The following is an 18,832-nucleotide window of genomic DNA, read 5'->3' as shown; positions in this document are numbered from 1 at the left end:
GGTCCTCGGATCTGGCCTCAGACCTCGAGCAGTTCGGCTTCCTTGTGCTTGACCAGTTCATCGACCTGGCCCACATATTTGGCGGTGGTCTTGTCGAGTTCCTTTTCGGCGCGCCCGACCTCGTCCTCACCCGCCTCGCCATCCTTCTGGATGCGCGACAGTTCGTCCATGGCCTTGCGCCGGACATTGCGAATCGAGACCTTGGCGTCCTCGCCCTTACCCTTGGCCTGCTTCGCCAGTTCGCGGCGCCGCTCCTCGGTGAGCTGCGGGACCGAGATCCGAATGATGTCACCGTTGTTGGTGGGGTTGACACCGAGATCGGAATTGCGGATCGCGGTTTCGATCGCGCCGAGGGTCGACTGCTCGTACGGCTTGATCACCACCATCCGCGGTTCCGGCACGGTAATGCTCGAGACCTGGGTAATCGGGGTCGGCGAACCGTAGTAGTCGATGACGATCCGTTGGAACATTCCCGGATTCGCGCGACCGGTACGGATGGACCCGAGGTCGTCCTTCGCCACCGAGACGGCCTTCTCCATCTTCTCCTCGGCGTCGAAGAGCGCTTCTTCAATCACGACCGTTTCCTCCACAGCGTCGTCATCGTCATGATCCGCGGGCGCGGGGTCAGGACCGAACCAATGTGCCGATCTTCTCACCGGCGACCGCACGGGCGATATTGCCCTTCGTCAACAAATTGAACACCAGGATGGGCATCTGGTTATCCATACACAGGCTGAAGGCCGTCGCGTCGGCGACCTTCAAGTCACGCTCGATGACCTCTTTATGCGTAATTTCGGTGTACATGGTGGCGCTCGCGTCGACCCGGGGATCCGCGGTGAACACCCCGTCGACTGCCTTCGCCATCAGCACCACATCGGCGCCGATCTCCAGCGCGCGCTGGGCGGCGGTGGTGTCGGTGGAGAAGTAGGGCATGCCCATGCCCGCGCCGAAGATGACCACCCGGCCCTTCTCCAGATGCCGCTTGGCGCGCAGCGGCAGATACGGCTCGGCCACCTGCCCCATGGTGATCGCGGTCTGCACCCGGGTGTCGATGCCCTGCTGCTGCAGAAAGTCTTGCAGCGCAAGGCTGTTCATCACCGTGCCGAGCATGCCCATATAGTCCGAGCGGGCCCGTTCCATACCGCGCTCCTCGAGTTCGGCGCCGCGGAAGAAGTTGCCGCCGCCGATCACCACGGCCACCTGAACACCGCTGGATACCACCTCGGCGATCTGCTCGGCGACCGTCTGCACCACGTCGGGATCGAGCCCGACCTTGCCACCGCCGAACATCTCGCCGCCCAGTTTGAGAAGCACCCGGCGATATCCTGGGCGGTCTGTCCCGGGGTCCGTCATGGGTGTTCGTCTCCTTCTGCGGTGGATTCGGTCTCGGCAGGGCCGGATGGCAACGCGGAGGTTCTCGGATACCAAGACCCTCACATACAGAGCGCCCTTATCCTGCCCTACTCGGTTTCGGAGTAGGTAGAAGACCCCCTCGGACGCAACGAACTCGCCCGGTCAGGCTCGGGAATTACGGATGAACGTGCGGCATCCGAACAGCCGAAACCCCTCGTACACCGTATCCGGGTACGAGGGGTTCGCGGACGTTATCAGGCCTGGCCGACCTCGAAGCGGGCGAAGCGGGTCACGGTGACACCGGCCTCGTCCAGCAGGGCCTTGACGGTCTTCTTCGAGTCGGTGACCGACGCCTGCTCCAGCAGGACGACGTCCTTGAAGAAGCCGTTGACGCGGCCCTCGGTGATCTTGGGCAGTGCGGCCTCGGGCTTGCCCTCTTCCTTGGCGGTCTGCTCGGCGATGCGGCGCTCGTTCTCCACGACATCGGCCGGGACCTCGTCGCGGGTCAGGTACTTGGCCTTGAGCGCGGCGACCTGCATGCCGACGGCACGCGCAGCCTCGGCGGCGGCGTCACCCTCGCCCTGGTACTCGACCAGCACGCCGACGGCGGGCGGCAGGTCGGTGGCACGCTTGTGCAGGTAGACGGCGACCGGGCCGTCGAAGGCGACGACGCGGCGCAGCTCGAGCTTCTCGCCGATCTTGGCGGCCAGCGCCTGCAGCGCCTCCTCGACGGTCTGGCCGTCGAGCTTCAGCGCCTTCAGCGTGTCCAGGTCGGCGGGCTTGGCAGCCGCGGCGGCGGTCACGATCTTGTCGGCGAGGCCCTGGAACTCGTCGTTCTTGGCGACGAAGTCGGTCTCGGAGTTGATCTCGATCAGTACGCCGTCCTTGGCGACGACCAAGCCCTCGGCGGTCGCGCGCTCGGCACGCTTGCCGACGTCCTTGGCGCCCTTGATGCGCAGCACCTCGACGGCCTTGTCGAAATCGCCGTCGGTCTCGACCAGCGCGTTCTTGCAGTCCATCATCCCGGAGCCGGTGAGCTCCCGCAGCCGCTTCACATCAGCGGCGGTGTAAGTCGCCATGGGTGGCGATCCTCCTGTGTGTTGTTTCGGGTGGTAACACCACCTTGCCGACCGCTCCTACCAGGAGAGGTCGGCAAGGTGAACAAACGCTCCGCGGCGGTGGGAGCCTGGGTGACCAGGTAGCCCGCCGCCATCGGACACTGCGACGATCAGGCGTCGGCCGGGGTGGCGGGAGCCTCGGCGTCGGCCGCCTCGGACTCGGCCGCGGCGGGGGCGGCCTGCGCGAGCAGCTCCTGCTCCCACTCGGCGAGCGGCTCGCCCGCACCGGCTTCCGGCTTCTCGTCACCGGAGGAAAGACCGGCCCGCGCCTGCACGCCCTCGGCCACCGCGGAGGCGACGACCTTGGTCAGCAGTGCGGCGGAACGGATCGCGTCGTCGTTACCCGGGATCGGGTAGTCGACCAGGTCGGGATCGCAGTTGGTGTCCAGGATCGCGATGACCGGAATGTTCAGCTTGCGCGCCTCGCCGACGGCGATGTGCTCCTTGTTGGTGTCGACGACCCAGATGGCCGAGGGCACCTTGGCCATGTCGCGGATACCGCCGAGGGTGCGCTCGAGCTTGTTCATCTCACGCGTGAGCATGAGGATTTCCTTCTTGGTGCGACCCTCGAAGCCACCGGTCTGCTCCATCGCCTCGAGCTCCTTGAGGCGCTGCAGACGCTTGTGCACGGTGGAGAAGTTGGTGAGCATGCCACCCAGCCAGCGCTGGTTGACATACGGCATTCCGACGCGAGTCGCCTCGGCCGCGATCGACTCCTGGGCCTGCTTCTTGGTGCCGACGAAGAGGACGGTGCCACCGTGGGCGACGGTCTCCTTGACGAACTCGTAGGCCTTGTCGATGTAGGTCAGCGTCTGCTGCAGGTCGATGATGTAGATGCCGTTGCGGTCGGTGAAGATGAACCGCTTCATCTTCGGGTTCCAGCGCCGGGTCTGGTGTCCGAAGTGTGCGCCGCTGTCGAGCAGCTGCTTCATGGTTACGACAGCCATGGCTCTCGTATCTCTCTTTCGTTGCCGGTTGACGCGGCGAATCGGTGATCCACCGCCCTGGCGCCTCCGAACCATCGGACCCGATCACGAGGATCAGGACCAGCCGATGATTCCCTGCTCCGCATGCGCACTGCCGATTACGGAGTCGAGCTCCGTTCGAACAGCGCCGTTACGAACAAGCACGGGGTGGCGCGCGAAGTCGATCCGTGCAGGCACAGACCGCCCGACCAGTCTACGGTCTCGGCGGGTCAGTTCCTAAATCGCCATGTCGCGGACGTAAACGAGCGCTGTCCACAAGCTAGGAAGTTGTCCACACTCGCCGGATCGGGGCTACTGCGGGGGCCCGCCCGCCGCCGAGGCTGGAGGCATGAATCGCATAGCTATCTCGATAACCATGATCCTGCCGCCACTGTTCCTGTTGTCGCTGCTTGTGGCACAGCCGGTTTCGGCCGCACAGCCGGATGGCGCGGCTACCGTGGCCGTGCCATGGGGGTCCCGGGCAATCGCTCCGCCTGACGGTATTCGGCCTTACGCATCGGAAGTCGTGTTCGGGGAGTGCACGGGTTCGGCCTGTTACACCCCGTGTCCGGGTGGTGGGCTGGCGCATGTGCCGGATCCGCTCCGGTTGGGACCGCTTGTCGTAAATGTCAGGCCCCACACGTTGCGTGTGAATGGCGCGCCTGGTGCACTCCGTGGGGACGTTGCGCTCGACGTACCCGGCGTGCACGTCACACCAGACGCGCTCCATGTGTCCTGCGTGCCTGATGCACTCCGAGAGGATCGCGCACCCCATGTGGACGCTGCGCTCGACGCACCCGACGTGCACGTCACACCAGACGCACTCCACGTGTCCCCCGCGCCTGATGCACTCCGAGAGGATCGCGCACCCCATGTGGACGCTGCGCTCGACGCACCCGACGTGCACGTCACACCAGACGCACTCCACGTGTCCCCCGCGCCTGATGCACTCCGAGAGGATCGCGCACCCCATGTGGACGCTGCGCTCGACGCACCCGACGTGCACGTCACACCAGACGCACTCCACGTGTCCCCCGCGCCTGATGCACTCCGAGAGGATCGCGCACCCTACGCACCCCATGTGGACGTTGCACCCGATTCGCCCCACGTGAACGTCGCTTCCGACGTACTCCACATCGACATTGCGCCCAATCTGGCATCTGTGGACCTCGGGCCCGATGCACTCCACGTCGACCTGGCATCCGACATGCTCCAGGTGAACGTCACACCAGACGTGCTCGACGTGAATGTCGCGCCCCACGCACTGCCGATGGACCTTGCAGCCAACGTGCTCCGGGCGGACAGTGCGCCGACGCTGGTTCTCGAGGCAGATACGGCTTCGCTCCCGACCGATACGGTCCGTGGACAGGGCGCCGGATCGGCGAGTTCCTTGCCTCGGGTGGTCGATGATCTGCTGTCGCGGCTGTTGGATCTGGAGCACCGAGTTCCGCTCCCGCTGCCTCGCTGATCTCCCAATGAACACCGTCAACAGGGTCCGATGGTCGCTGGGGCGGCGACTGGTTTCGATTGTCGTCGCAGTCATCGCTCTACTGGGATTCGTTGCGGAGCAGGCGGTTTCAGCTGCTCCGCAGGGAGAGTTCAGCTGGCCCTTGCAGCCGCGGCCCACGGTCGAGCGACGGTTCGACAAACCGGCGCAGGACTGGCTGCCCGGACATCGCGGGGTCGATCTGGCGGGTATGCCCGGGCAGGCGGTGCTCGCCGCCGGAAACGGGATCGTGGTGTTCGCGGGGACGGTCGCGGGCAAACCGGCGGTATCGATCGACCATCCCGGTGGGCTTCGGACCACATATGAGCCGGTCAGAGCGGAGGTTGCGGTGGGGCTGCGGGTCCGTCGCGGGATGCGGATCGGCACCTTGGAAGCGGGTCACGAGGGTTGCGGGGCGGCCGCGTGCCTGCACTGGGGTGCACGCCGGGAAGCGGGTGCCCACAGCAGACACGAGTACATCGATCCGCTCGGCCTGCTGCACCCGACTGCGCTGCGATTGAAACCGGTGACCTAGTGGACGGCAGTGCAGGCAGCTGTGTCGGACCACGCTCTTCCGTCGCGATGGTTCCGGGACGAGGATCGACCCATGGGATATGCGCTCGGGGATCCGCCGTTCACCTACGCCGAGGTCGGCGCGACAAAGGATGTGCTCCCGGCCGGCTACCACCGGTTTCGGCTGCGCCGCCGGATCGGGCACGGACGTGCACTGTTCGAGCGCGCGGGAGCAGAGCTCCTGGCGTATCGAATGCAGAAGGGCACCGGCATATTTCAGGAAGCCGACACCGCGACCGCAGCGCCCGGGACCCGGCTGACGGTGCGACTCGGCGTCGGCCCGCTCGGGATCACCGCACCGTGCCGGGTCGTGTACGTCCTCGACGAACTCGACCGGCGCGGCTTCGCCTACGGCACACTGCCCGGCCACCCGGAAATCGGCGAAGAGCTGTTCGCCGTCGAATACGACCCCACCGACGACAGCGTCTACGGGTTGGTGACTGCATTCTCACGCCCGGGCGCGTGGTACGCCCGCCGAGGTGGACCGGTTGTCCGCGCCATCCAGCGCATCATCGCCGGAAAGTACATCGACACCCTTCCGACGTCAGCCTGAGAGGACCCTCGCATCACGCAATTCGGCTGCTGCACAGCCGAATCCGTGACGATGCTGCCCAACCCGGGCTCAGAGCTGCGCCGTCAGCGCCGCCGCTTCGGCGCGGAGTACGTCGCCGTGATCGGAGCGGCCCACGGTGTCGTATTCGTCGGCGGCCTTGTAGCGGTCGGCGATTTCGGCACGAACGATTTCTTCGATATCGGACTCCGTGAGGTCGCGACGGCGGACTTCGGCCGCACCGAGGCCCACGGCACTGGTTTCGATGGCACCGGCCTTGATGTCCACCGTGTCGACGGCCTCGGCATTGTCGATCGCGCCGAGCGCGGAGCGCAGACCAGCGATGGCGCTGCGGTCGCGCGTCTTCATCGCGGCGAACAGGGCGGTTCGGAGGCGATCGCGCAGCGGCACGGATTTGTCGATGGCTTCAGTGGACATGGTCGCCGACCGTACGCGCCGGGACCTCGCGGGTCGAGGGATTTAGAGCGAGATCACGGCGAGTTCGGCTCCGATCCATTCACGGTGTGACGATGGCGAAATCCGGGTCCGGCTGGTCGAAGACGCCGACGATATCGGCGAGTTTGGTGGGGTCGCCGCCGAGCGCGATCGCCCCGGAGGAGACCAGTGCACCGAAGTCCTCTCCCGACAGCAGGACTCGGATCAGCGTCGGCCGGGTCAAGGTGAACGAGGCGTCGGGGTCGGGAAGGGTGACACCGTCGGGACGGTCGTAATGCGTCAAGCGACCGTTGCGCAGTTCGAGGCGGTGGATGCGGTTTTCGTCGGTGATATGCCAGTCGGTCACCACCCGCATATCCCACGCCTTGGGGCCGTCGACGCGCAGTGCCATGGCGTCGAAGATCTGCTCGACGGTCAGCGCGGCGAGCATGGTGGGAGCATTCGTCGTCGTGGGCGTGCCGAACGAGCCGTTGCGCAGTTCATACGCACCGCTGAGGTAGAAGTTGCGCCAGGTGGCATTCTCCGCGCCGAAGCCGAGTTGTTCGAAGGTATTGGCCTGCAATGTTTTCGCCGCCTGATTGTGTGGATCGGCAAAGATGACGTAATTGACCACTTGGGCGACCCATCGGTAGTCACCGGCATCGTAGGCGGCCTGCGCCTTGCGGAGCACTTCGTCGGCACCACCCATGAATTCCACATGTCGCCTGGCCGATTCGACCGGCGGATGCTCCCACAGATGCGCCGGATTGCCATCGAACCAGCCCATATAACGCTGGTAGATGGCCTTCACATTGTGACTGACCGAGCCATAGTAACCGTGTGTGTGCCAGACGTTTTCGATGGCGGGCGGCAGCGCGATCAGCTCCGCGATCTCACTGCCGACATGGCCTTGATTCAGCAGCCGCAAGGTCTGGTCGTGCAGGTAGCCGTACAGATCTCGTTGCAGGGCAAGGAATTCCACCAGTCGATCGGTACCCCAGGTGGGCCAGTGATGCGAGGCGAACACCACATCGGAATCGCGGCCATACAGATTGATCGCCTCGGTCAGGTACCCGGCCCATACATGCGGGTCACGCACCAGCGCACCGCGCAAGGTGAGCAGGTTGTGCAAGGTGTGTGTGGCGTTTTCGGCCATGCACAGCGCGCGGTGGTCCGGAAAGTAGAAGTTCATCTCGGCCGGAGCCTCGGTGCCCGGGGTGATCTGGAAGATGATGCGCACCCCGTCCACCGTTTGCTCCTGACCGGTAGCGGTGATATCGACGGTCGGAGCGATCAGCGTCACAGTGCCCAAGGAGGTGGTCTGGCCCAGGCCCGCACCGACCTGGCCCAATGGACCGCGTGGCAGTGCCGCGCCGTACATGTAGGCGGCGCGGCGTGCCATGGCGGTGCCCGCGTAGACGTTCTCGGCCACCGCGTGCTCCAGGAATCCGGCCGGAGCCAGCACCGGACAGCGGCCCTCCGCAACGTCTTCGGCGCTCGTCACACCCAGCGCGCCGCCGAAGTGGTCCACATGCGAGTGGGTGTAGATGAGTCCGGTGACGGGTCGGTCGCCGCGGTGCGCGCGATAGAGGGCCAGCCCGGTTGCGGCGGTTTCCGCGCAGATCAGCGGATCGATGACGATCACACCGTCGGCGCCCTCGACCAACGTCATATTCGACAGGTCGAGGCCGCGTATCTGATAGATCCCTTCGACGACCTGGTACAGCCCCTGTTTGACCACCACGCCGGACTGGCGCCACAGACTCGGATGCACCGACGCCGGGCACGGCTCGCGCAGGAAGTCATAGGAGTCGTTGTCCCACACCACCGTTCCGTCGGCAGCGGTGACAATGCCCGGTTCGAGCGCCGCGATGAACCCGCGATCCGCGTCCGCCAGATCGGCGGTGTCCGCGAATGGCAGCGTCGCGGCCGCATGCCGCTGGCGCTCGACGATCAACTCGCTCGGCTCGGTCGTAGTCATGTCCACCCTCCTCGTCAGCTGAACTGTTCTGGGGCCTGCCGTTGATATGTCGAGCCTCGGTGCTTCAGGGCGGTGGCTCCGTCGATGCGATCACTGCCACGATGACAGCGACGACCAGAACGGCCACCGTCGTCGCGGCAACCGCGCCCCGGCCGTGACCGAAGCGACCCTCGTGCAATGTGCGATTACGCGAAAAACACAGTCCCGCAAGCGCCGCCATCGTGATAGCCGCACCGATCGCCGCGACGGCAGTGGGCCGCCACCCGCTGGTCACCGCATGATTGAGCAGCAGCGCGGCGATCGCCATCGCGCTGGTGGCAGTGCGCCGCCAAGACAGCGCGGTGCGCTCTGCGGCCAGACCCTCGCTCATCGCAGCAGCACCGCGATGCAGGCCAGCACCGACACGATGGCGATGCCCAACGACAGGATCGGCACCATGATGGTGTTGGGCAGCGGTTCGCCGTTTCGCATCGCCGTGCCGACACGCCGCCAATGTCCGTACGCACCAACCGCGACGATTACCGCGAGCGCGATGCAGCTCATCGCGAGCGCCCGCCGCAGGCCCGCCATCCGGAACGGTTGCACCAGTGTGTGTACCGCGACACCACCGGCGAGCAGCCCGAGCGATGTGCGGATCCAGGCCAGGAAGGTCCGCTCGTTGGCGAGGGTGAATCGATAGTCGATCTCCTCTTCGCCTTCTTCGGATTCCTCGGCGGGATTCGGGAGAGTCACGTCACCTCGGTTTCGACTATCGGCCCCTCGGATTCGGCGGGGCGGGGCCCCTTGGCGCGCACCCGCAGCCAGGTCACCGCGAGCATGACGAGCAGTGCGGGCTTGCCGAGAATCAAGGCCACGGTGCCGAGGATAACCACCTTGTTCGCCAGATACAGCGGCAACATGACGGCCCAGAACACGAACCACGCCAAGGTGATTCGACGATGCAGGTGCAACCGGAGCGCGGGATCGGCCGGTTCCGCCGGTTCGAGCCGGATTCGGCGGCTCACGGTGTAGCTCAGCGGTTTGCCGGTGCGCAGGGTCGCGCCGAACAGCGCGGTCATTACGACGCACAGTGCCACTTCGGGCAGGTAGAAGCCTCGGGCCTGGCCGGTGATCTCGACGAAGAGCGAGAAGACCAGGATGACCAAGGCCGACGCCACGACGACCCGGACCGAATCGCCCCTGATCAACCGGAAGGCCGCCAATACGACGGCGATCAGAATGGCGATGAAGCCACCCACTTCGGCACCCGCCACGGAATAGCCGAACAGAAACCCAACTGCCGGTGCGGCCCCATCAATGATGTGCCGCGGACCGTGCATCGCCTGGGACCCGCCCCAGATCTCGGCGATCACGTTTACATGTTGCCGCCGGTCAGGGGCCACAACGTGCTGCTCGTCGGGATTCACGGACACCTCTCCATCGCTGGCCGGTTTCCTGCCGTATGCAAACGATCCGCTACGTCAGGTTACCGCCGGCGATGTGGCCGTCCACGAAGTTCGCTGCGCGCTGATGCGACCTTGCGGCGCATCCACCGTCAGAGGGTGGCGGCGTCCTGGAAGGTCATCGCGAGTCGATCCACGACCGAGGCCGTCATCGCGCGTTTGGGTAGACCGATGGATCGCAGCTCATCGGCCCAAGCATGGTCGCCGAGGAACAACTCGGCACCGCCGGGTCGGGCACGCATACCGGACGGTTCCATCTGCCACTGCGTGCACCGGGTGATCCCGTCGATATGGGAGTAGGCGTCGAACGATGCGGCACCATTGCGGCGTCCCGGAACGGACAGGCCGGGGCGGATGGTGAGATCGACGATCATTTGCCCGTTCTGGTGCAGCACGCCACGACGCACACGGCCTTCGTGCTGTGCATCGAAATCCGCGATCTCTTTGGGAAATCCCCAGATCCCGCGACCTGCCGCGAGGGTGAATTCACCATCGACCGGGAGACGATGGATGAGGACGCCAGCTCCGCCCGTGGACAGAGCCCGGAGATCGCCGAGTGCGGTGGCAGGTCCGGCGCTGTGGTGGCGGACCATGAACGACACGCCGAATTCGCTGTACGGCCCCAGATCGCCGTCGATGTAGTCGACGAAGACGAGCGTGCACATCGCGCGACTGCCGGGCAGCCGCAGAATCTCCAGCCCCGAGTAGTCGATCACCCGCTGCGCGGCTGCCGCGGAAACCGCATAGGTCGCCATGAACGCGCGCGCGAGCCGGATCCGCACCGGCATCCGGACTTCCTTGCCCAACACGGTGTGGATGCTCATCGGACCACCCACCCTGGGGCGCGACGTGAGCCGACTGCGCACCGGTCAACGAATCGTGCGGCGTTCACGAATCCTCCCAACTAGAACTCGTATCAGAATAGTGACAATTTCACCCATTCCACATGTATTCCTGTCACGCGAACGCGTTTCAGAATTTCGAACAGCCCGAGGTTCACGTTTGGTCGCGGCGTGTGTGGTGGACAACGCCTCGACGAGGTCCGCGACGGTATCGAAGGCGATCGCACCATCGAGCGGATTTGAGTACGTGCGCAACCAGGTGATCAATCCATCGCGCACACGTGCGAGCGCAATGATGTCGAAGGACGGCGGGATGTCATGGGTCCTCAGCCGCCTGGTCGACGAGAACGTCTTGCCGGTCGGGATGACGGTGCCGCGCAGGCGGTATTCGATGACGACAGTGCCGGGGTCGTCGGTTCACAAATGCTGACCTTGTCGGCAGATTCATGGCGCTGCACGCCGACCGCGCCGAGCCGGTGAGCACGGAAGGCCTCGCGCCTCCGGGCATGCTGCGGAACGCCAGGCGGGGAGAAGGGGAACTCCAGGACCGCATCCTCAGCGAACAGGTCGGCCAAGTCGCCATTGGGGCCGGGGGCAGTGAGCTGAACGAGTCGTTCGGCAATGTCGCGTGGGGCGGCATTCGACAGCCGTTGGGGCAACCACTACGAGCCGACGCGCCGCGGAACCGGCAACAGATCCTGGAGGCGGCACGAGAAGCGTTCTTGATCGACGGGGTCGGGGTTTCCCTGGACGAGATCGCACGCCGGGCCGGAGTGGGACCGGGGACGGTTCACCGTCACTTACCGACGACGAAGCAAAGCAGCTGTACGACGCGATCGTCGCCGTACATCTCGATGAACTGCGGCGGGAGGCACAAGCGGCTGTGGACGGCGGTGACAGAGACACGGGTTTCTTCCCATACCTCACCGGCCTTGTTGGACGTCCGGGGCCCAAGCAGGACACGATCGAGGCACTCGCGGCCGCGGGTGTGGAGCCTGGCCCCGGGGCGCAGCAGGCGGCGGCAGAGCTGCGGGACGTGGTCGGCGCACTGCTGAGCGCGGCGCAAGAGTCGGGAGTGGTCAGCAGGGATGTGAACGCCGAGACGTCCGAGCTGTCGTGGTGGCCGCGGCACAGCGGTACCGCGGCGACGATGGGCGGATCGCGGACCTGATACTCGGGTGCCTGCGGCCATGGCCAACTGGTCAGGCGCGGGGATGGGCCTGGTCGTGGACTTTCTTCAGGCGCTCGATGGAGACATGGGTATACAGCTGGGTGGTGGCCATGCTGGCGTGGCCCAGCAGCTCCTGCACGACACGTAGGTCGGCGCCGCCCTCGAGCAGGTGGGTTGCCGCCGAATGTCGCAATCCGTGCGGGCCCATATCGGGTGCGCCCGGGATCGCTGAAACGACCTCGTGGACAACCGTTCTGGCCTGACGTTGATCGAGACGTTTGCCGCGGCGGCCCAGCAGCAGAGCGCGACCCGAGTCGGCGGTGGCAAAGGTGGGGCGGCCGTACCGCAGCCAGTTCGCGATCGCTTCATCGGCCGGAACGCCGAAGGGCACCGATCGCTCCTTGTTGCCCTTGCCGAGCACGCGGATCAGGCGCCGCTCTCGATCGATATCGTCGAGATCGAGTCCGCACAATTCACTGACCCGAATTCCGGTGGCGTACAACAGCTCCACGATCAGCCGGTCCCGTAAGGCCATCGGATCACGTTGCACCGCACCGGATTCCGCCGCATCCATGGCCGCGACGGCCTGCTGTGTACCGAGCACCGCGGGCAACACCCGATGCGCCTTCGGCGAACCGAGCCGAAGTCCGGGATCGATCGCGAGCCGCCCGGTACTGGTCAACCACGCCGTAAATGTCCTTGCCGAGGACGCCCGCCGCGCCATGGTCGTGCGTGCCGCACCATCGGCCGACTGCGCGGCCAGCCACGACCGCAACAACGCCAAATCCATCTCCCGCACTGCCGAATCCGCCGACCGCGCAACCAGATGCCCCAATAGCGACCGCGCATCCCCCACATACGCCCGCGCCGTGTGCGCCGACCGATTCCGCCCCAACCGCAGATGCCGCCCGTACTCCATCAGCAACGCCTCGAGATCCTCCGGCAACTCCATCCCCCCACCGTCACCGTCCCACCCCCCATTGGCAAGTCAGCACGCCGCACCAACACCGGGTTCATCTACCTTCCACCCGGCCCTCGTCACGCCACCAAGTCCGACCTGGCCGGATAGACCGGTTCCACAGCGCAAGCCACCCTTGTTCCAAAGAACACGCGCCAGACCACCGATGTCGCACAGCAAGTGGACGTCCTGCACAACCAACGAAGGTCGCGCAGACCCTATACCCTCTGCGCGATCATCACCCGGTGTGCGACAGCAATTCCAATATGTCTGGTGGCGTTGGGGCGAGGCGCAAGCCCTTCAAAGTCTCGGAGGGCGAAACCTTCACGGTCTCGGCAGAGCGAGAGGGCGAACACCCGCTGAGCGCACTGGCATGACCCGGCGCCCGACCTCTTCGGGTTTGGGCGCGCGGGGCACTCATGGTTTCGGGCTCTTCGTGGTTCGGTACCAACCGTTTTCATCCATGCCGACCAGTCCGGCCAGTTCGAGTGCGGGGAGAATGGCACGGACGGTGGATAGTTCGAGACCGGCGTCGTCGGCGATGGCTCTCGGCTGGCGGGAGCCGTTTTTCGGGAGTACCGCGAAGACCGATGCTTCGTCGCCGAGCACGCGGTCGCCTGGGCCGGACGACTGTTGAGTCGGTAAGGAAAGGCGCAGTGGGCCTGCTTCATCGATGACCTCCTCGGCACGGGTAACGAGTAGGGCCTCACCTTCACGGATCATGCGGTGGCAGCCGACCGAGGCCGCGGAGGTGACCGGGCCCGGGATGGCGAGGGCGGGGCGGCCGAGGCGGCGGGCCCATTTGACGGTGTTGCGTGCACCGCTGCGCAGCCCTGCCTCCACCACGAGAACGCCGTCTGCCAGAGCCGCGATCAGTCTGTTGCGGGCCAGGAATTGGTTCTTGTGGGCGACCGTGCCGGGCGGGTATTCGCTGATCACCAAACCGGTTTCGGCGATCTCGGCCAACAGCCGCTCATGCTGGGCGGGATAGGGGCGGTCGACACCGCAGGCGAGCACCGCAATGGTCGGGGCGCCAATGGCCAGAGCGGCACGATGGGCCATACCGTCGATACCGAAAGCGGCACCGGATACAACCGTCCAGCCTTGTGCAGCCAGATCACCGACGATCTCACCGGTGACGCGATCGCCGTATCCGGTACTGCACCGCGCCCCGACCACCGCGATGGCGCGCTCACTGGACTCCAGCAGCGACCGCGGCCCACGCACCCACAACACCAACGGCACGGCCCCGTCCCGATCGCGTCCCGGCTCGAGCTGGCTGAGGCCCAACATCCGCCAGGCAGGCCATTCCGGATCATCCGGAGTGACCAAACGTCCGCCGATCCGCTCCATCACCCCGAGATCCCTTGCCGCACAATCGATCTCCCGCCGCTTCGAAGTCGGCCCCAACAACGACTCCGGCAACGCGCACTCCCGCACCGCCCGCGCCGCCTCCACCACCCCAACCGACTCGATCAACAACGACAGCGCCGCACACGGCCCCGCCACCACTCGCGACAGATACGCCCACGCCAACCGCCGCTCATCAGCGCCATCCCCACCGATAACTGCGTCGGTATTCACCGACCCCCAATCGTCCAAATCCACAACCCCATACCTCGAGCGAGAAGATCCGCTGCCCACCAGCCCGCCAGCACACCCCGCCGCCCCCGATGCGTATCCCACATCCGCCCCCTCGGCACTTGCCACCCCTCCACGATCCGCCCCGGGGATACCCCCGTCCGCCGCATGCTCATCCGCTACCGATGCCCCGGCCGTCCACTCCTCATTCATCACGCACCCCATCACAGAAGTTCGACGCCGCCAACACATCCCGCACACCGGCCAGGCCGATGCCGCAGCAGGACGTACGCACCGCGACCACCGCTGGATCGGCCCTGTCGCACACGGCCGCAGACTCCGATGACCTCACTCCCCAACGCGCGGTCACTGTGCCCCCCGCTGTCGAAAGTTCAACGCCGCCAGTACATCCTGCGCTCCGGGTAGGTCCGCGCCGCGGAGGTCGGAGATTGTCCACGCGACGCGGATCGCGCGGTCGGCGCCGCGGGCGGAGAGGCGGCCGAGGCGGAGGGCGGCCTCTACGGGTGCGGTAGCTTCGTGGGGGAGTCGGAATCGTTGGCGGAGGATGTGGCCGGGGACTTCGGCGTTGGTGGCCCAGCCGAATTCCTTCCAACGGTGTACTGCCGCTTGCCTTGCCGCCGCTACTCGGCCGCGTACGACCTCGCTGCTCTCGGCCTCATCGGCGGCGAACGACGCGCCCGAGTGGCCGTGCATCTGGACCCAGATATCTATGCGGTCCATCAGCGGGCCGGACAGCTTGCCGAGGTATCGGCGGCGGGCGAGCGGCGGGCAGATGCAGTCGACATCGCGGGCGGGGGCGCAGGGGCAGAGGTTCGCGGCGAGCACCAGTTGGAAGCGGGCCGGATAGCGCGCCACTCCGTCGCGGCGGGCGATGCGAACTTCGCCCTCTTCCAAGGGAGTTCGCATCGCTTCCAGCACCTTGGTGCCGATCTCGGCACATTCGTCGAGGAACAGCACGCCCCGATGGGCGCGGCTGACCGCACCCGGACGTGCGGTCCCCGATCCACCACCGACCATGGCGCTGGCCGAGGTCGAATGATGGGGCGCGACGAAAGGCGGCATGGTGATCAAGGGGTGGTCGCCGGAGAGCGCACCGGCGACCGAGTGGATGGCCGTCACCTCGAGGGCTTCGGATTCGGTGAGGGGCGGCAGCAGGCCCGGAAGACGTTGCGCCAACATGGTTTTGCCGATTCCGGGCGGCCCGGTGAGCAGTAGGTGGTGACCGCCCGCCGCGGCCACCTCCAGTGCCCACCGAGCCTGTTCCTGGCCGACCACCTCGCTCAGATCGCCGCCGCAGCGAACGGTATCGGGCAGGATGCCATCGGGTTCGAGCAGTACGCCCTCGCCACGCAGCCACGCGACGACGGTGCGCAGGCTGGCGGCGCCGAAGACCTCGATGCCATCCACCAGACCGGCTTCGGCCAGCGCGGATTCCGGCACGATCACCCGAGACCAGCCCGCATTGCGCGCCGCGATCACCGCAGGCAGTATGCCGCGCACGCGGCGGACCCGGCCGTCGAGCGCCAATTCCCCCAGCAGTACGGTCTTTCCGAGCCGATCGGAGGGAATCGCGCCCGCCGCATCGAGTACCGCGACCGCAAGGGCCAAATCGTAGACGCTGCCGATTTTGGGCAAGGTCGCCGGGGACAGCGCCAGAATCACCCGGCCGTCCGGCCACTTCTCCCCCGAATTCGCCACCGCCGAGCGCACTCGGTCGCGGGATTCCTGCAGCGCGGTGTCGGGCAGTCCGACCAGATGCACCGAGGGCAGACCCTGTCCGATATCCGCTTCGATCTCGACCAGTTGACCGTCCACCCCGGTTACGGCGACCGAATACGCCACCCCCAACGCCATCAGAACACGGCTTTCAGGTGGTCGATGATCGGACGGTGACCGCGGTGCAGCAATACCGAAATGACATCGAATCGGATATTGCGCCACGGACCGTCCTGTTCGGCCAGCCACACCAGGGCGAGCCGCCGTATCCGCTGCTGTTTATCGAAGGTGACCGCCTCGGCGGGCGTGCCGAACTTGGCCCCGGTCCGCGTTTTCACCTCGACGAAGGCGGTGACCTCGGCGTCCTTGGCGATCAGATCCAGTTCGCCGTATTTGCACCGCCAATTCCTGCCGATGATCTCCATCCCGGCGGCCTGCAGGAACCGTGCCGCCAGTTCTTCCCCTTGTGCGCCGAGCGCCTGGTTATCTGCCACCAGCTCAGCGTGCCCGGACCACAGCACCGGTCGACGGCAGCGACCTGGGCGAACAGAAAACCTGTGGATAACCGCTGAGCTGTGGACAACTCGAGCACCCGGTACCCACCCGCGACGTATTTGTCGGTGCCCCGTGCTACCGAGCCGGGGCGGCGCTTACGCGACCACCCCGCAGTGCGGCGCCTTACTCCGGCAACCGCAGATCCGGCTTCTCCAACTCCTCGATATTCACGTCCTTGAACGTGATCACCCGGACATGCTTCACGAAGCGCGCCGGCCGGTACATATCCCATACCCAGGCGTCGCTCATGCGCACCTCGAAGTACACCTCGCCGTCGGCGTTCTGCGGCCGCAATTCGACGGAGTTGGCCAGGTAGAAGCGGCGCTCGGTCTCCACCACGTACGAGAACTGACCGACGATGTCCTTGTACTCCCGATATAGCGAGAGCTCCATCTCGGTTTCGTATTTCTCCAGGTCCTCGGCACTCATCGGGTGGGACGTCCTCCTTCTCGCCGCACTGCGTATGTTGACATCATCTCGCATGCGCCGGGTCGGTAGCCACTCGGCTATCCGGTTCGGCGCCGTCGACCAGGACCGCACCGGCCAAAACCTCATCGGCCAGTATCGCGTCGGCGCATTCGACGGCGGCGACCGGCCGCAACCCCGCCGCCTCCCGCACATTGCGCCAGGATCGGCGGTGCTCACTGCTCGGTCCGAGCCGTTCGAGCGCGGCGGTATGTTCGGGCGTGTTGTAGCCCTTGTGCGCGGCGAAACCATAGCCGGGAAAGCGCGCATCGAGTTCGACCATTATCCGGTCCCTGGTCACCTTGGCCAGAATGCTCGCCGCCGCGATGCAGGCCGCGGCCGCGTCACCGCCGATGACCGGCAGCGAAGGCACCGGAATACCGGGCACCCGGAATCCGTCGGTGAGCACATACCCTGGCGTCCGCCCGAGCCCGGCGACGGCGCGGCGCATGCCTTCGATATTGGCGACATGGATGCCGATGGAGTCGATCTCCCAGGCCGGAATGACCACGACCTTCCAGGCCAGCGCCAGCCGGGTGATGACCGGGTACAGCTGCTCACGCACCGATTCGGTGAGTTTCTTGGAATCGTCGAGTCCGGCCAGCTTGTCGTAGGCCTTGGGAGCGAGCAGGCAGGCAGCGACCACCAGCGGTCCGGCGCACGGTCCCCGCCCCGCCTCGTCGACACCCGCGACGGGTCCTAGTCCGCTGCGGATCAGCGCTGCTTCCAGGGTGCGCAACCCACCTGCCCGACGCATGACGACCCGCGGCGGCCACCCGTTACCCGGAGTCGCGCCCTTATCCTGTGCCACTCGACTCTGCCCCACCGTCTAATTATCCTGCGGCCCGCACCGATCAGTTCGTCTGGGGATCCTGCGCTTTCACCGGGCCGATGCGGGTGGGCGGCCAGATCTTGAAGACGGTTTTGCCGCGGACATTGTCGATCGGGACGGTGCCCTGCAGATTGTCGCTGACGTGGGCGCGCGAGTCGGCGGACTGGTTGCGGTTATCGCCCATCACCCACAGGTTGCCCTCGGGCACCTTCACCGGGCCGAACACCCGGCCCGCGGGGTAGGTCGCATTCTGCTGTCCGGGATACCACGGGTAGTCGTTCTTGACGTACGGCTCGTCCAAGGGCTTGCCGTCCACCAGGACCCGGCCCTGTGCGTCACAGCACTGCACGGTCTGGCCGCCGACGGCGATCACCCGCTTCACCAGATCGTTCTCATCCGGCGGGACGAGCCCGAAGAAGGAGAAGAAGTTCTGCACGCCGCGCACAACGACATTGCTCGACCGGATGGACTGGTAGCGGGTATTCCACGACGGCGGACCGACGAACACCACGACATCACCGGGCTCGGGATTGCCCCAGTAATAGCTCGGCTTCTCCACATAGATGCGGTCGCCGATGAGCAGGGTCTCTTCCATCGACTGCGACGGAATGACATACGGTCGCCCGACGAAGCTGACCATCAAGGCCGCGATCACCGCGGCGATGACAATGAGGACCGGCAGTTCCTGCCAGAAGGGGCGTTGCTTGCGCTTTGCGCGTCGCGAGCGACGGCCCGCACCCTCGTCGTCCGAACCGGACACAGTCATCGACCCACTTTCGTCTGCCACG

At 66.0% G+C, this 18,832-nt stretch carries 21 protein-coding genes and 1 pseudogene; 5 read left to right on the top strand and 17 right to left on the bottom strand.

The genetic code is table 11. The annotated features are described in order from the left end of the window. Window positions 1-17: 17 nt before the first annotated feature. The 4 genes from frr to rpsB form a co-directional block, all read right to left on the bottom strand. The gene (gene frr, locus ACQP0C_RS11940; protein ID WP_040693344.1) at window positions 18-575 is read right to left on the bottom strand and encodes a ribosome recycling factor; all 558 of its coding nucleotides are present in this window, start codon (window positions 573-575) and stop codon (window positions 18-20) included. Between the two features lie 49 nt (window positions 576-624). After that, entirely contained in the window at window positions 625-1,353 is a 729-nt protein-coding gene (pyrH, locus tag ACQP0C_RS11935; RefSeq protein ID WP_433683709.1) for a UMP kinase, read from the bottom strand. A gap of 254 nt (window positions 1,354-1,607) precedes the next feature. Further along, on the bottom strand, window positions 1,608-2,432 hold the full coding sequence (gene tsf, locus ACQP0C_RS11930) for a translation elongation factor Ts (RefSeq protein WP_420773242.1): 825 nt from the start codon (window positions 2,430-2,432) through the stop codon (window positions 1,608-1,610). Window positions 2,433-2,581: 149 nt separating this feature from the next. Further along, complete coding sequence (rpsB, locus tag ACQP0C_RS11925) at window positions 2,582-3,418, bottom strand: 30S ribosomal protein S2 (RefSeq protein ID WP_433683707.1); 837 nt, start codon at window positions 3,416-3,418, stop codon at window positions 2,582-2,584. 991 nt (window positions 3,419-4,409) lie between these two features. Here rpsB and ACQP0C_RS11920 point away from each other — a divergent pair. From ACQP0C_RS11920 to ACQP0C_RS11910, 3 genes are all read left to right on the top strand, one after another. Continuing rightward, entirely contained in the window at window positions 4,410-4,904 is a 495-nt protein-coding gene (locus tag ACQP0C_RS11920) for a hypothetical protein (protein WP_433732986.1), read from the top strand. A 7-nt stretch (window positions 4,905-4,911) separates the two neighbouring features. Continuing rightward, window positions 4,912-5,457, top strand: coding sequence for a M23 family metallopeptidase (locus tag ACQP0C_RS11915; RefSeq protein ID WP_433732985.1), 546 nt, complete (start codon window positions 4,912-4,914; stop codon window positions 5,455-5,457). A gap of 72 nt (window positions 5,458-5,529) precedes the next feature. Continuing rightward, window positions 5,530-6,048, top strand: coding sequence for a DUF1990 family protein (locus ACQP0C_RS11910; RefSeq protein ID WP_433732984.1), 519 nt, complete (start codon window positions 5,530-5,532; stop codon window positions 6,046-6,048). Between the two features lie 69 nt (window positions 6,049-6,117). Here the strand turns inward: ACQP0C_RS11910 and ACQP0C_RS11905 are convergent, their stop codons facing one another. The 6 genes from ACQP0C_RS11905 to ACQP0C_RS11880 all read right to left on the bottom strand — a co-directional run bounded on the left by ACQP0C_RS11905 (window position 6,118) and on the right by ACQP0C_RS11880 (window position 10,727). Further along, window positions 6,118-6,483 carry a hypothetical protein gene (locus ACQP0C_RS11905; protein WP_433732983.1) on the bottom strand — a complete coding sequence of 122 codons (366 nt, stop codon included), beginning with the start codon at window positions 6,481-6,483 and terminating at the stop codon, window positions 6,118-6,120. A gap of 79 nt (window positions 6,484-6,562) precedes the next feature. Next, window positions 6,563-8,461: an alkyl/aryl-sulfatase gene (locus tag ACQP0C_RS11900; RefSeq protein WP_433732982.1), complete on the bottom strand. Its 1,899-nt coding sequence runs from the start codon at window positions 8,459-8,461 to the stop codon at window positions 6,563-6,565. Window positions 8,462-8,525: 64 nt separating this feature from the next. After that, on the bottom strand, window positions 8,526-8,831 hold the full coding sequence (locus tag ACQP0C_RS11895; RefSeq protein ID WP_433732981.1) for a DUF202 domain-containing protein: 306 nt from the start codon (window positions 8,829-8,831) through the stop codon (window positions 8,526-8,528). Continuing rightward, complete coding sequence (locus ACQP0C_RS11890) at window positions 8,828-9,193, bottom strand: YidH family protein (RefSeq protein WP_433732980.1); 366 nt, start codon at window positions 9,191-9,193, stop codon at window positions 8,828-8,830. Before ACQP0C_RS11890 ends, ACQP0C_RS11895 begins: the two co-directional genes overlap by 4 nt. After that, a complete protein-coding gene (locus ACQP0C_RS11885) occupies window positions 9,190-9,813 on the bottom strand; it encodes a DUF3159 domain-containing protein (protein ID WP_433732979.1) in 624 nt (207 codons plus the stop codon). The genes ACQP0C_RS11890 and ACQP0C_RS11885 overlap by 4 nt, the downstream gene beginning before the upstream one ends. A gap of 182 nt (window positions 9,814-9,995) precedes the next feature. Continuing rightward, window positions 9,996-10,727 carry an acetoacetate decarboxylase family protein gene (locus ACQP0C_RS11880; RefSeq protein ID WP_433732978.1) on the bottom strand — a complete coding sequence of 244 codons (732 nt, stop codon included), beginning with the start codon at window positions 10,725-10,727 and terminating at the stop codon, window positions 9,996-9,998. A 464-nt stretch (window positions 10,728-11,191) separates the two neighbouring features. Here ACQP0C_RS11880 and ACQP0C_RS11875 point away from each other — a divergent pair. After that, window positions 11,192-11,533 (top strand): annotated as a pseudogene (locus tag ACQP0C_RS11875) (TetR/AcrR family transcriptional regulator); the annotation flags it as partial. Window positions 11,534-11,628: 95 nt separating this feature from the next. Further along, window positions 11,629-11,916 (top strand): hypothetical protein, encoded by a 288-nt coding sequence (locus ACQP0C_RS11870; RefSeq protein WP_433732977.1) that lies wholly within the window; start codon window positions 11,629-11,631, stop codon window positions 11,914-11,916. Between the two features lie 31 nt (window positions 11,917-11,947). On the opposite strand, the gene ACQP0C_RS11865 is transcribed toward ACQP0C_RS11870, so the two are convergent. The 7 genes from ACQP0C_RS11865 to lepB form a co-directional block, all read right to left on the bottom strand. Continuing rightward, complete coding sequence (locus tag ACQP0C_RS11865) at window positions 11,948-12,868, bottom strand: tyrosine recombinase XerC (protein ID WP_433732976.1); 921 nt, start codon at window positions 12,866-12,868, stop codon at window positions 11,948-11,950. 423 nt (window positions 12,869-13,291) lie between these two features. Further along, the gene (dprA, locus tag ACQP0C_RS11860; protein ID WP_433734516.1) at window positions 13,292-14,476 is read right to left on the bottom strand and encodes a DNA-processing protein DprA; all 1,185 of its coding nucleotides are present in this window, start codon (window positions 14,474-14,476) and stop codon (window positions 13,292-13,294) included. Between the two features lie 345 nt (window positions 14,477-14,821). After that, window positions 14,822-16,330 carry a YifB family Mg chelatase-like AAA ATPase gene (locus ACQP0C_RS11855; protein ID WP_433732975.1) on the bottom strand — a complete coding sequence of 503 codons (1,509 nt, stop codon included), beginning with the start codon at window positions 16,328-16,330 and terminating at the stop codon, window positions 14,822-14,824. Then, window positions 16,330-16,686 (bottom strand): YraN family protein, encoded by a 357-nt coding sequence (locus ACQP0C_RS11850; RefSeq protein WP_433732974.1) that lies wholly within the window; start codon window positions 16,684-16,686, stop codon window positions 16,330-16,332. Before ACQP0C_RS11850 ends, ACQP0C_RS11855 begins: the two co-directional genes overlap by 1 nt. A gap of 184 nt (window positions 16,687-16,870) precedes the next feature. Beyond that, window positions 16,871-17,176, bottom strand: coding sequence for a DUF2469 domain-containing protein (locus ACQP0C_RS11845; RefSeq protein ID WP_011210678.1), 306 nt, complete (start codon window positions 17,174-17,176; stop codon window positions 16,871-16,873). A 43-nt stretch (window positions 17,177-17,219) separates the two neighbouring features. Continuing rightward, window positions 17,220-18,023 carry a ribonuclease HII gene (locus ACQP0C_RS11840; protein WP_433734515.1) on the bottom strand — a complete coding sequence of 268 codons (804 nt, stop codon included), beginning with the start codon at window positions 18,021-18,023 and terminating at the stop codon, window positions 17,220-17,222. 43 nt (window positions 18,024-18,066) lie between these two features. Next, complete coding sequence (lepB, locus tag ACQP0C_RS11835) at window positions 18,067-18,810, bottom strand: signal peptidase I (RefSeq protein WP_433732973.1); 744 nt, start codon at window positions 18,808-18,810, stop codon at window positions 18,067-18,069. Window positions 18,811-18,832 lie beyond the last annotated feature (22 nt).

It is taken from the genome of Nocardia sp. CA-129566, from assembly GCF_050956075.1.
GTDB lineage: Bacteria > Actinomycetota > Actinomycetes > Mycobacteriales > Mycobacteriaceae > Nocardia.
Note: the sequence above shows the minus strand (reverse complement) of the source record. Positions and strands in the feature narration are given on the sequence as shown.

Coding starts and splice junctions, on each gene's coding strand:
- pyrH (WP_433683709.1), bottom strand. CDS start 1,353: ATGACGGACCCCGGGACAGACCGCCCAGGATATCGCCGGGTGCTTCTC.
- tsf (WP_420773242.1), bottom strand. CDS start 2,432: ATGGCGACTTACACCGCCGCTGATGTGAAGCGGCTGCGGGAGCTCACC.
- rpsB (WP_433683707.1), bottom strand. CDS start 3,418: ATGGCTGTCGTAACCATGAAGCAGCTGCTCGACAGCGGCGCACACTTC.
- ACQP0C_RS11915 (WP_433732985.1), top strand. CDS start 4,912: ATGAACACCGTCAACAGGGTCCGATGGTCGCTGGGGCGGCGACTGGTT.
- ACQP0C_RS11910 (WP_433732984.1), top strand. CDS start 5,530: ATGGGATATGCGCTCGGGGATCCGCCGTTCACCTACGCCGAGGTCGGC.
- ACQP0C_RS11905 (WP_433732983.1), bottom strand. CDS start 6,483: ATGTCCACTGAAGCCATCGACAAATCCGTGCCGCTGCGCGATCGCCTC.
- ACQP0C_RS11900 (WP_433732982.1), bottom strand. CDS start 8,461: ATGACTACGACCGAGCCGAGCGAGTTGATCGTCGAGCGCCAGCGGCAT.
- ACQP0C_RS11895 (WP_433732981.1), bottom strand. CDS start 8,831: ATGAGCGAGGGTCTGGCCGCAGAGCGCACCGCGCTGTCTTGGCGGCGC.
- ACQP0C_RS11880 (WP_433732978.1), bottom strand. CDS start 10,727: ATGAGCATCCACACCGTGTTGGGCAAGGAAGTCCGGATGCCGGTGCGG.
- ACQP0C_RS11865 (WP_433732976.1), bottom strand. CDS start 12,868: ATGGAGTTGCCGGAGGATCTCGAGGCGTTGCTGATGGAGTACGGGCGG.
- ACQP0C_RS11855 (WP_433732975.1), bottom strand. CDS start 16,330: ATGGCGTTGGGGGTGGCGTATTCGGTCGCCGTAACCGGGGTGGACGGT.
- ACQP0C_RS11845 (WP_011210678.1), bottom strand. CDS start 17,176: ATGAGTGCCGAGGACCTGGAGAAATACGAAACCGAGATGGAGCTCTCG.
- lepB (WP_433732973.1), bottom strand. CDS start 18,810: ATGACTGTGTCCGGTTCGGACGACGAGGGTGCGGGCCGTCGCTCGCGA.